Genomic DNA, 12,625 nt, shown 5'->3' with positions numbered 1-12,625 from the left:
TCTAAATTTATTCAAATACATTTGAAACCACTATTTTTGTTGAATGCAAAAAACCATTTCCATTGTAGTCGCTATTTTCAATAGAAAAGACGAATTATTCGAGCTTTTAAACTCTCTTATTGCTCAAACTGATAAAGATTTTGAAGTCATCATTGTAGATGATGGTTCGTTCATAGATTTATTGCCTACTGTGGAAACTTTTAAAGAAATGTTGAATATTCAATATTTCAAAAAACCGAATTCTGGACCTGGTTTATCCAGAAATTACGGAGCAAATCGCGCCAAAAATGATTGGTTGGTTTTCGTAGATTCTGACGTCATTGTAGAAAAAGATTACATAGAAAATATCAAAAAAAATCTAGAAAAAACAGATTGCGCTGCTTTTGGTGGCGCAGATAAAGCCCACAAAGGTTTCAATCTTTTACAAAAAGCCATCTCCTACTCCATGACTTCGGTTTTCACTACTGGTGGAATTAGAGGAAGTAAAAAAGCAGTGACCAGATTTCAGCCAAGAAGCTTTAATATGGGCGTAAACAAAGAGATTTTCTTAAAAATTGGAGGTTTCTCTGAAATGAGAATTGGCGAAGATCCAGATTTATCAATGACGATTTGGGAAAACGGTTACCAAACTGCTTTTTTTGACGATATTGGCGTTTATCACAAACGCAGAACAGATTTAGGAAAATTCTCTAAACAAGTGTATCAATTTGGCTGTGCAAGACCCATTCTAAACCAGAGACATCCTGATTATGTAAAGCCAACTTTTTGGTTTCCTACATTGTTTTTATTGGGTTATGTTGCAGGAATTTTAGAATATTTCCTTTTACAAAAAGGTTTTGTTTTGGCATGTTACGGTTTTTATACTTTGGTGATATTTCTACATGCTTTGTATTTGACTAAAAATATTGCAATTGCTGCACAAGCGATTATTACCACTTACATTCAGATGTTTTCTTACGGTTACGGATTTTTAGAATCTTGGGTTAAGCTCAATGTATTGAAAATGAAACCAGAAGATGCATTCCCGAAACATTTTCATCAAAAATGATTTTTGACACTTCTTCGGATTCTAATATTTTTATCCCTACCTTTGATTCCCTTTTTAAAAAATTAAAGTATGGATATTATCTCTTATATCAAAAAAGTTCCAAAAGCAGAATTACACTTGCACATCGAAGGAACTTTTGAACCTGAATTAATGTTTGAAATTGCTCAAAGAAATCAGGTTAAAATTCCCTACAACAGTGTGGAAGAAGTAAAAAAAGCGTATCAATTTAACTGTCTTCAAGATTTTCTAGACATATATTATGCAGGAGCAAGTGTTTTGCTTTACGAACAAGATTTCTATGATTTGACCATGGCTTATTTCAAGCATTGTGCAGAAGAAAACGTAGTACACACCGAAATTATGTTTGATCCTCAAACCCATACCAAAAGAGGGGTTTCTTTTGAAACGGTAATTTCTGGAATCAAGAGAGCTCAAGATGATGCAGAGAAAAATTTCGGGATTACTTCTTATTTGATTATGAGTTACTTAAGACATTTGTCAGAAGAAGACGCTTTCGAAACTTTAGAGCAATCATTGCCTTATAAACATTTGATTAAAGCAGTAGGATTAGATTCTTCGGAGAAAGGAAATCCACCTTCTAAATTCCAAAAAGTTTTTGCGGCTTCAGTGAAAGAAGGTTATAAAATTGTAGCTCACGCTGGTGAAGAAGGACCTGCAGAATATGTTTGGGAAGCACTAGATTTATTAAAAATCGACAGAATAGACCACGGAAATAATAGTTTAACGGATGAAAAATTGGTTAATTATTTAGTGGAAAACAAAATGGCTTTAACGGTTTGTCCACTTTCTAACACTGCTCTTCGAGTGGTAGATGATTTAAAACAACATCCTATTAAAAAAATGCTCGATTTGGGAATAAAAGCTACTGTAAATTCTGATGATCCGGCTTATTTTGGAGGTTACATTACTAAAAATTACACTGAAATTATTGAAGCGCTAAACTTATCATTAGAAGAGGTAAAAACATTGGTGAGCAATTCATTTGAGTATTCATTCTTAGACGAAGAAACTAAAAAGAAATACTTACAAATGGTTCATAAGAATTAAGAAAAATATTTCATAAAATCTGATATAAAAATTCCAGCGAAGTCTTTCGTTGGATTTTTTTTCTAGTAAATGATAAAGTTTTTGATAAATTTGCAATATGAGTTGGTTCAAAGAATGGTTTAACACACCTTATTATCATATTCTCTACAAAGACAGAGATTTTGTAGAAGCAGAAAATTTCATTAGAAATCTTACCCAAGATTTACAACTTTCTAAAGATTCTAAAATCATTGATTTAGCTTGTGGAAAAGGCAGACATTCTGTTTTTTTGCAACAATTAGGCTATGAAGTTTTAGGAGTAGATTTGTCCGAAGAAAGCATAGAACACAATAAACAGTTTGAAACCTCATCGACTGAAACTCCAAAATTGACATTTGAAGTTCACGACATGAGAAATGAACTTTATCCCAATGTTTCTTCTGAAAAAGTAAATGCAGTTTTCAATTTATTCACCAGTTTTGGGTATTTTGATGATGATGAAGATGACAGAAAAGTATTTTCTTCGGTAAAAAATGTTTTACAAAACGATGGGATTTTCGTTTTGGATTTTCTCAATGAAAAATTTGTGAAAAACACTTTGGTTGATGAAACTACTGTTACCAAAGACGGAATAGATTTTCTCATCAAAAAAAGAATAGAACAAAACCATGTCATCAAAGATATTTTCTTTGAAGATAAAGGAGAGTCCTTTCATTATTTCGAAAAAGTAAAACTTCATACTTTAGAAGAAATAAAAAATATCGCCGAAAGTTTCGGTTTTGAAGCAGTAAAAATCTGGGGAAATTATCAGTTAGAAGATTTTGAAAGAGAAACTTCCCCGAGATGTATTTTCCAGTTCAGAGTTAAAAATTAAAATTTATAAAAGCTGAAAGCATTTTGCTGAAAGCCAAAAAGCAAAGAAAATGATTATTATTCTATTGATTTTAAGCGTTATCATTGGTGTTTTTCTGGGAAAATATTTCGGAAAGAGCCAATCATTTGCTAAAAATTTACTGATTCTAAGTGCTGGTTTTTTGATTACGGTTTGTGTAAGCGAAGTTTTTCCAGAAGTCTATGAAGCAGATGACCACAATATTGGAATTTGGATTATTGGTGGCGTTTTGCTGCAAATGATTTTAGAAAGTCTTACCAAAGGTTTCGAGCATGGGCATTTTCACCATCATCATGAAGAAAAAAACATTTTACCAATTGCTTTAATGGCGGGAATGTTTGTTCACGCGTTTTTAGAAGGAATTCCTTTAGCCAATATTACAGATGTAACTTCTCCTTATTTATTGGGAATTGTGTTCCATAATTTGCCAATTTCATTTATTCTAGGTACATTTTTATTAAGAGAAAAAAGTGGCGCTTTTTCTTGGTTTATTATCGCCTTATTTGCATTGGCATCACCATTAGGAATGGTTTTTGGTGATTATTTTAATCCAAATTGGCAACCTTATTTCTTGGCATTAGTTGGCGGAATTTTCTTACATATCTCATCAGTAATTATTTTCGAAAGCAATAAAAATCACAAAATGGATTGGCAAAAACTTTTTTTAGTGATTGCTGGAGTTGGACTAGCGTTAGTAAATCATTTGTTTCACGCTCATCATTAAAAAATAGATTTTAAATAAAAACAAAAACTCCCGAAATTTCGGGAGTTTTTTTTATGTTTTAAAAGGAAAGTTTTTTAGAATTTCCAGCCTAATGTAAGCGTTACATTGTTCTTAACATCTTCTAATTTAGAAGTAAAAGTATTAGGATTATTCGTAAAGAATTCTACATCTCCGTTATTCGCTAAACTGTAATAATTACCATCTCCGTAAACATTGGTAGAATTGGTGGTAATTTTATTGTAAGCTGCATCAATATAGAATGATTTAAAATCAAATCCGAATCCTACACCTAAAGTTTCTCTTTTACCAATAAAATTATTTTTACCATATATATTATCGAATGGAGAATTAGAAATTCCGTAACCACCTCTTAATCTGAAGTTGTTGTAACGATACTCACCTCCTACTCTAAGCTCTGATAAGTTTTTGTAATTTGAATTAAAAAAATCATTCAGTTGATGTTCAGCAGACTCTTCACCATTTGGTAAAGGTCCGGGATCTTTGTATTTCGGTTTGGTTAAACCTAATGAATAGTCTACGTTTAGCGCGAAATTCTTATTCATTACGAAAGCTCCACTCAAAGTTGCTTTCATAGGAGAAGTGAATTTTCTGTCTTCATCATAATAATCAAAGTAATACCCTAAATTATCTTCGTTTACTTCGCTGTAAGTTCTGTATTGAGTCCACCAAGTTGGTGATTCAATAGACGCTCCTAATCGTATATTATTATTAATTTTTCCAATAATACCGGCAGAAACCGAGAATCCATTAGAATCTTCAGTATAAGGCGTTCCTTGTTTATTTAAAACGTAGCTATTATTATTGTCTACATCTAGTGAGAGTCTAGAAGAATCGTATTGCTCAATCGTAGCTCCTTTGAAATTAAGGGAACCTCCCACATAGAATTTATTATCATAATTTCCACCAAAAGCGATGTTCATATTGGTAAGATTTCCCGTTCTGTCATAAGCATGACCTAGAGAAGTAAAAGTTCCTGTAACAGGATTTCCATTGGTATCTACCAAATTGCTATCTTGAAATTTATAGCTAGAATTCGCTGGTGTTTCTATGTATTCTTCTAAATTTTGATTGGTGTAATTCACTCCAAAATTTACAAATTTCCATGGTGTGTTTCCACTGGTTTCAAAAACGGCAACTCCTCCTAATTGACCTATATCTGCATTGTTTAATTTATAAGAGTTTGCAGCATTAGAAAAAGAAGATGTGGTTTTAGAATTATTAATCGCTAAAGTTCCACTGATATTTCCAGTGATGAAAACTCCCACACTTGCAGGATTGATATTGATTGCAGAAAGATCTCCTCCTAAAGCTCCCATAGAACCTGCCATTGCATTAAATTTTGCAGAACCAGTTAATGGATTGGAAGAATAAACATCTACAGAATTTCTGATAATCGAAACATCTTGCGCTTGAAGATAAAATGCAGATGCAATACTTAATATTGTTAAAGATTTTTTAAACATTTTTTCAAAAAATTATAGTTTATTATTTCTTATCTAAAACCTCCTGATCTGAAACCTCCTCCAGAACTTGAGCTTCCGCTAGAACTAGATGAACCTCCTGATCTGAAACCACCACCAGAATTAGAACTTCCACCCCAGTCATTTCTTCTAGGCTCTTGTCTTGGAGCTTCGTATTGTCTTGGTTCTTGTCTTGGAACACTTCTAAATCTTGAAGGATTAGAATTTTGTGGTGGCTGAGTCATATTTGGATTAGTATTTCTAGGTGGTGTAGTTCTAAATCCAGAGTTATTAGAATTATTGGTATTCATTCTATTGTTAAAACTTCTGTTATTAGAATTTTGGAAACCATTTCCTCTGGTAATAGCATCGGCTCCACTTCTCTTATAATTATTTCTTGGATAATAATAACCTCCATAATAGTAAGGATTATATCCGTAGTAACCTCCATAATAAGGAGAATAATATCCATACCAAGGATTATAATAACCGTAACCACCATAACCAAAGTAAGGATCCCAATAAGGATTCCATCTCCAATTGTTCCAACCCCAGTTATTCCAACCGAAACCAATTCCTATATTCCAGCCATTACCCCAACCGTAATAAGGCGAATAATGTCCGTAAGGATTCCAACCCCAAGTATTATAATTGTTATAATAGATGTTTTGTTCTGTTCCTGCGTAAGTTCCCCAATCAGATTCTGTTCCGTTCCAAGTTTGATATTTGTTTTTTTGAGCCGCTTGGTTTTGTTGATTTTGCTCTATAATACTAGCAGAATCAGACTCATAAGCATATACTTCATCCACTTGATTAGGTTCTGGCATTACAATACCTTCTGGTATCACATCTTTATTAGGGTCATAATACACCCCATCAGTTTCTGTGTAACCTCCCATTTGAGAGCCACATGAAACCAAAAGCAAACCAGCTGCAACCCCTAGAACACCTTTTGTTCTAAGAATTTCTGATAAGTTTTTATAAGTAGAATTTTTCATGATAGATGTAATTAAGTTTATTTATCTTTGCAAAATATTAATACCAAAATTATACCAATATACTCGGTATTTATATTTTTCATCAAAAATACAATATAACATTAGATATTCTCAAAATTAAAAAGTTAAATTTTAATAAAAAATGGCAAAATTAACAACAAGGAGTGAAGATTATAGCAAATGGTATAACGAACTTGTAGTAAAAGCAGACCTTGCTGAAAACTCAGGTGTAAGAGGAAGCATGGTGATTAAACCCTACGGTTATGCAATTTGGGAAAAAATTCAAGCAGAACTAGACAAAAAATTCAAAGAAACTGGTCATCAAAACGCTTATTTCCCACTCTTTGTCCCGAAAAGCTTATTCGAAGCTGAAGAAAAAAATGCAGAAGGATTTGCCAAAGAATGTGCTGTAGTAACCCACTACAGACTAAAAACAGACCCTAATAATCCACATAAATTAATCGTAGACCCAGAAGCAAAATTAGAAGAAGAACTGATTGTTCGCCCTACTTCTGAAGCGATTATTTGGAACACCTATAAATCTTGGATTCAATCGTATAGAGATTTACCAATTCTTATCAATCAATGGGCAAATGTTGTTCGTTGGGAAATGAGAACCAGACTTTTCCTTAGAACTTCTGAGTTTCTTTGGCAAGAAGGTCACACTGCACACGCAACTAGAGATGAAGCCATCGAAGAGACTGAAAAAATGCTAGAAGTGTATGCAGATGTAGTAGAAAATTTCATGGCAATTCCTGTAATCAAAGGTTTTAAAACACCTACTGAAAGATTTGCAGGTGCAGATGAAACGTATTGTATAGAAGCGATGATGCAAGACGGAAAAGCGCTTCAAGCTGGGACATCTCACTTCTTAGGACAGAATTTTGCTAAAGCTTTTGATGTAAAATTCACCAATAGAGAAGGAAAACAAGAATTTGCTTGGGCTACTTCTTGGGGCGTTTCTACCAGATTGATGGGTGCATTAATTATGACACATTCAGATGATTTTGGTTTGGTACTTCCTCCAAAATTGGCTCCAATTCAGGTGGTAATTGTTCCTATTTTCAAAGGAGAAGAGCAATTGGCTGAAATTTCTGTGGTAGCTAATGACATTTTTGACAAATTAAAAGCAAAAGGAATTTCTGTAAAATATGACGACAGAACGGAATACAAACCAGGCTGGAAATTTGCAGAATATGAATTAAAAGGAGTTCCATTAAGAATTGCAATGGGCGCTAGAGATTTAGAAAATAAAACAGTAGAAATTGCAAGAAGAGATAACTTAACCAAAGAAGTTCGTTCGTTAGAAAATATCGAAGATTACATCGAAGAACTATTGGTTACCGTTCAAAATGACATCTACAAAAAAGCAGAAACGTATAGAAACGAACACATTACCAAAGTAGATTCTTACGAAGAATTCAAAAAAGTGTTAGAAGAAAAAGGAGGTTTCATTGCTGCACATTGGGACGGAACTGCTGAAGAAGAAGAGCAAATCAAAGAAGAAACCAAAGCTACCATCAGATGTATTCCTCTAGTTGCAGAAGAAGAGCAAGGAATTTCTTTGATTACAGGAAAACCTTCTAACAAAAGAGTTCTTTTTGCAAAGGCTTATTAAGATTTCAAGGAGAAGATTAATTTCTCATCATATTTTTTAAGAATTAACGAAGTAAAGGAAAAAATTTTTAACTTTAACTTCGTTAATTTTTTATACCAACACCATGTCACTCATTGACCTTATAAAACCTCAATTAAATCAAGAATTAATTTCCGAAGCCGCTATTCAGTTAGGAGAAAGCGAATCAAACGTTTCAAAAGCTTTAGGAAGTCTTTTTCCAGCGGTTTTAGGAGTTTTTGCCCAACATTCTAAACAAGATGATGTGATTAACGCACTTCTTGAAACTTCATCTCTCGATTTTTCTGAAAATTTACTCGAAAAAGCAGGAAATAGTCCAGAAATTCAGGATATTATTTCTAAAATTTTAGGAGAAAAAAGTGAACAAATCCTTTCTTATGTCTCTGAGTATGCTAACATCAATAAATCTTCGGCTGAAAATCTTTTAAAAGTTGCAACTGCTGCCACACTCCAAGGAATAAAAAAATGCGCACATGAAAACGGATTAGATGACCAAGGAATTCTTTCAAAATTAGCCGAAAACAGATACTTAATCCCCGCTTTATTACCTGCAGGAATGTCTTTAGAACAATTAGGTTTAGAAAATTTACTTGAAAAAAATACAGAAACTCTGGTTGAAACTTCTGCTCCAATTACTCATAAAACCAAAGAAGAAGTTAAAATATTACATCAAGAAAACTCAGAAAAAAGTTCTTTCTGGAAATGGCTTCTTCCTTTACTTATTCTTGGCATCGTTGCATGGTTTTTGTGGAATCAATTAGCTCAAAAAGAAGTTCTTAAAACTAAAACCACAACAGAAAACGTTACTATAATTCCAGAACCTATTCCAGCTGATTCTTTATCAGATGCTCAGAAAAAAATTGATTTCAAGGGAAATTCTCTGCAAGTGGTTTCTGATGGTTTAGAAGATAGAATGATTACATTTTTAAAAGCAGACAATTATAAAAATGCTAAAGATGACGATGCTCTAAAATCTACTTGGTATGAATTTGACCAAGTAACTTTTGCTTCTGGGAAATCAGACCAATTAACATCTGGAACAGAACAAATTGCTAATCTTATTAAAATTTTAAAAGCATATCCCGAAGTAAAAATTAAAATCGGTGCTTACACTGATAAATCCGGAACCGAAACTGAAAATTTAGCACTTTCTCAAGCAAGAGCAGATTTTATAAAAAATGAATTGACTAAAGCTGGCTTAGAAAAACAAATAGTAAATGCAGAAGGTTACGGAAGTAAATTTGCTACTTTACCAGCTACGGCAACCGAAGAAGAAAGAGCCATCGACAGAAAAATAGCATTAAGATTTGCCAAATAATTATTAAAATAATTCCCTCAATAATAGACGCTTAGGAAATTTTCTAAGCGTTTTTTTTCATATTTATTTTCAGAATAAGAAATATTTAACTAATTTTGTTAGGCTAATCTAACATTTATGAAAAAACCCTGGAGAAGAAATAATGACCAGAACTCTTTATCAGAATCTTTTGCTTCTATTCACATTCCTACTGATGGCAGTTTCTGGAAGAAACTTTTTGCATTTGCAGGTCCTGGTTTAATGGTAGCTGTAGGTTATATGGACCCAGGAAATTGGGCAACGGATATTGCAGGAGGTTCACAATTTGGTTATACTTTACTATCCGTCATTCTTTTATCCAATATTTTTGCAATTATCCTTCAACATTTATCCTTAAAACTAGGAATTGCAGCCGAAAGAGACTTAGCACAAGCTTGCAGAGACCATTTTTCACCAACGGTGAATTTTATTTTATGGGTTTTATGCGAAATCGCCATTATTGCTTGTGATTTAGCGGAAGTTATCGGTTCAGCAATTGCTTTAAATTTACTTTTTGGAATTCCACTTCCTGTTGGGATTTTAATCACAGGAATTGATGTTTTGCTTATTTTGATGCTTCAATCCAAAGGTTTTAGGTGGCTCGAAAGTTTTGTAGCAGGACTTATTTTCGTCATTTTCGCTTGTTTCTTATACGAAATCTTGGTAAGCCAACCAGAAATTATGCCTATTTTAAGCAACCTACTTCCGAAGAAAGAAATAATTTTTAATCCATCAATGCTTTACATCGCAATCGGAATTTTAGGCGCGACAGTAATGCCTCATAATTTATATTTACATAGCAGTTTAGTACAAACCAGAGCTTATCCTAGAACTTCTGAAGGAAAAAAAATGGCAATAAAATTCGCAACCATTGACAGTACTGTTTCTTTGCTTTTCGCATTTTTTATCAATGCTGCCATTTTAATTGTTTCGGCGGCAACTTTCCATAATTCTGGTTACAAAGATGTAGCAGATATTCATGATGCCTACAAATTACTTTCGCCTATTTTGGGAACAAGTTTAGCCAGTATTTTATTTGCAGTAGCCTTATTAGCTTCTGGACAAAACTCTACACTTACAGGAACTTTAGCAGGACAAATCGTGATGGAAGGTTTCCTAAATCTTAAACTAAAACCTTGGCTCAGAAGATTAATTACCAGACTTTTAGCAATTGTTCCCGCGTTTATTATTGCTATTATTTATGGCGAAAAAGGTACTACCGATTTATTGGTTTTAAGTCAAGTGATTTTATCAATGCAACTCAGTTTTGCGGTAATTCCTTTAGTCATGTTTACGAGTGACAAACTAAAAATGGGAGAATTTGTGAATAAACCAGCTTTGAAAACTCTTGCTTGGATTATTTCCATCATCATCGTTGTTCTAAATCTTTACTTACTGTATCAAACATTCACAGGAAAATAATTTATAATTTTTAGAAGCCGAGAACCTGCTTTCCGCTTTTACTCCTCGTTCCATTTCTACTCTCTAAACTTACTGCGGGGTAACCGCTTCAATCAGGGCTAAAAAACCATATAATCTAAATTTTTTATAAAATAAATTTTCTGCCAATTTTTCCTAAACTGCTCTTTGGCAAAATCTTTGAAATATTGCAGTAGAAAATTCTAATGAAATGAGCGAAAACAAAGAACTACACGAAGAAAATTTAAATAAAGAAGGTCAAGAAAATCTACAAAACGAACAAAACACTACAGAAAGTGTGACAGAACAACCTACTGCAGAAGAACTTTTGGCAGAAGAAAAAGACCGTTACATTCGTTTGTATGCAGAGTTCGAAAATTATAAAAGAAGAACCTTAAAAGAAAAAATGGAGTTTGCACAATATGCAAATACCGAAATGATGATTGCTATGCTTTCTGTTTTAGATGATTTTGAAAGAGCCATCAAAGAAATTGCAAAAAGCGGCAACGAATCAGACTTGAAAGGTGTAGAATTGATTTATCAAAAATTCAAAAACACATTATCAGACAAAGGTCTAAAAACGGTAGAAGTAAATGCTGGTGATGAGTTTAACGTAGATTTCCATGAAGCAATTACCTCAATTCCTGCTCCATCTGAGGAATTAAAAGGAAAAATTGTAGATGTAGTAGAAACGGGTTATCAGTTACACGATAGAGTAATTAGATTTGCAAAAGTAGTTACAGGAAACTAAAAATAGTCAAATTTGCTTTGCTAGTGAATTTCAGTGAGCCAATTTAAAAAATTCACCAATTCATAGCGTAGCAAATTCACAAGAAATAATTCACCTTATAAGATGTCAAAAAGAGATTATTACGAAATATTAGGCGTATCAAAATCAGCCAGCGCAGACGAAATCAAAAAGGCTTATCGTAAATTGGCCATCAAATATCACCCAGACAAAAATCCGGGAGATAAATCTGCAGAAGAAAAATTTAAAGAAGCTGCAGAAGCTTACGAAGTATTAAGCGATGCCGATAAAAAAGCTCGTTATGACCAATTCGGTCATGCTGGAGTTGGCGGAGCTGCAGGTGGTGGTTACGGCGGCGGTTTCGGCGGTGGCGGAATGAACATGGAAGATATTTTCTCACAATTTGGAGATATTTTCGGCGGACATTTCGGTGGCGGCGGTTTTGGTGGTGGCGGAAGAAGCCATCAAATCAAAGGTTCTAACTTGAGAGTTAGAATTAGATTAAATCTCGACGAAATGGTGAATGGCACCACTAAAACCATAAAAGTAAAACGAATGAAAGTAGCAAAAGGTGCTACTTCTAAAACGTGTACCACTTGTAACGGAAGCGGAGTTCAGATTAAAATAATGAACACCATGTTCGGTCAAATGCAAACGCAAACCACTTGTGGAACGTGTAACGGTTTAGGTAAAATTGCAGATAAAATTCCTGCAGGAGCTAATTCTGAAGGACTCATCAAATCAGAAGAAGAAGTTTCTATCAAAATTCCAGCGGGAGCTAGAGACGGAATTCAATTAAACGTTCGTGGAAAAGGTAATGACGCTCCTTTTGGTGGAATTCCTGGAGATTTATTAGTTGTCATCGAAGAAGAACAAGATACTACTATAAAACGCGAAGGCGATAATCTACATCAGGAACTCTATATTTCTTTTGCCGAAGCAGCTTTGGGAACTTCTAAAGAAATTAATACTGTGGGTGGAAAAGTTAAAATTAAAATTGATGCAGGAACGCAATCTGGTAAAATTCTAAGATTAGCAGGAAAAGGATTACCAAGCATAGATTCTTACGGAAAAGGTGACATGTTTGTACATGTAAACGTTTGGACTCCTCAAAAACTCACTCCAGAACAAAAAGAGTTCTTCGAAACGCAAATGAGAACCGGTCAAATGCAAGCAGAACCATCTGGAAAAGAAAAATCATTTTTTGACAAAGTAAGAGACATGTTCTCTTAAAAATTTAGGGATAAATACAAAAATCCAACTGACTCATCGGTTGGATTTTTTTCATACTATTTT

General features: G+C 33.6%; 11 protein-coding genes. 9 read left to right on the top strand and 2 right to left on the bottom strand.

Annotation, left to right across the window (positions count from 1 at the left end):
• Positions 1-43: 43 nt before the first annotated feature.
• The 4 genes from KKQ76_RS02280 to KKQ76_RS02265 all read left to right on the top strand — a co-directional run bounded on the left by KKQ76_RS02280 (position 44) and on the right by KKQ76_RS02265 (position 3,711).
• On the top strand, positions 44-1,048 hold the full coding sequence (locus KKQ76_RS02280; protein WP_213195644.1) for a glycosyltransferase: 1,005 nt from the start codon (positions 44-46) through the stop codon (positions 1,046-1,048).
• A 69-nt stretch (positions 1,049-1,117) separates the two neighbouring features.
• The gene (locus tag KKQ76_RS02275) at positions 1,118-2,116 is read left to right on the top strand and encodes an adenosine deaminase (protein ID WP_213195643.1); all 999 of its coding nucleotides are present in this window, start codon (positions 1,118-1,120) and stop codon (positions 2,114-2,116) included.
• 97 nt (positions 2,117-2,213) lie between these two features.
• Positions 2,214-2,969, top strand: a complete 756-nt coding sequence (locus KKQ76_RS02270; RefSeq protein WP_213195642.1) for a class I SAM-dependent DNA methyltransferase — start codon at positions 2,214-2,216, stop codon at positions 2,967-2,969.
• A 49-nt stretch (positions 2,970-3,018) separates the two neighbouring features.
• Positions 3,019-3,711 carry a ZIP family metal transporter gene (locus tag KKQ76_RS02265; RefSeq protein ID WP_213195641.1) on the top strand — a complete coding sequence of 231 codons (693 nt, stop codon included), beginning with the start codon at positions 3,019-3,021 and terminating at the stop codon, positions 3,709-3,711.
• Between the two features lie 74 nt (positions 3,712-3,785).
• Here KKQ76_RS02265 and KKQ76_RS02260 read toward each other — a convergent pair whose 3' ends face one another.
• The gene (locus tag KKQ76_RS02260; protein ID WP_213195640.1) at positions 3,786-5,195 is read right to left on the bottom strand and encodes an OmpP1/FadL family transporter; all 1,410 of its coding nucleotides are present in this window, start codon (positions 5,193-5,195) and stop codon (positions 3,786-3,788) included.
• Between the two features lie 29 nt (positions 5,196-5,224).
• The gene (locus KKQ76_RS02255; RefSeq protein WP_213195639.1) at positions 5,225-6,190 is read right to left on the bottom strand and encodes a hypothetical protein; all 966 of its coding nucleotides are present in this window, start codon (positions 6,188-6,190) and stop codon (positions 5,225-5,227) included.
• Between the two features lie 142 nt (positions 6,191-6,332).
• Here KKQ76_RS02255 and proS point away from each other — a divergent pair, with 142 nt between their 5' ends.
• From proS to dnaJ, 5 genes are all read left to right on the top strand, one after another.
• Positions 6,333-7,808: a proline--tRNA ligase gene (gene proS, locus KKQ76_RS02250; RefSeq protein ID WP_213195638.1), complete on the top strand. Its 1,476-nt coding sequence runs from the start codon at positions 6,333-6,335 to the stop codon at positions 7,806-7,808.
• Positions 7,809-7,911: 103 nt separating this feature from the next.
• A complete protein-coding gene (locus KKQ76_RS02245; RefSeq protein ID WP_213195637.1) occupies positions 7,912-9,144 on the top strand; it encodes an OmpA family protein in 1,233 nt (410 codons plus the stop codon).
• A 117-nt stretch (positions 9,145-9,261) separates the two neighbouring features.
• Positions 9,262-10,584, top strand: coding sequence for an Nramp family divalent metal transporter (locus KKQ76_RS02240; protein ID WP_213195636.1), 1,323 nt, complete (start codon positions 9,262-9,264; stop codon positions 10,582-10,584).
• 208 nt (positions 10,585-10,792) lie between these two features.
• Positions 10,793-11,332, top strand: a complete 540-nt coding sequence (locus KKQ76_RS02235; RefSeq protein ID WP_104792404.1) for a nucleotide exchange factor GrpE — start codon at positions 10,793-10,795, stop codon at positions 11,330-11,332.
• Between the two features lie 102 nt (positions 11,333-11,434).
• Complete coding sequence (gene dnaJ / locus KKQ76_RS02230; RefSeq protein ID WP_213195635.1) at positions 11,435-12,562, top strand: molecular chaperone DnaJ; 1,128 nt, start codon at positions 11,435-11,437, stop codon at positions 12,560-12,562.
• The last annotated feature ends 63 nt before the right edge of the window (positions 12,563-12,625 follow it).

Origin of the sequence: Cloacibacterium caeni (assembly GCF_907163105.1) — a bacterium.
Lineage (GTDB): Bacteria > Bacteroidota > Bacteroidia > Flavobacteriales > Weeksellaceae > Cloacibacterium > Cloacibacterium caeni_A.
This window is presented reverse-complemented; position numbering and strand designations above follow the sequence as displayed.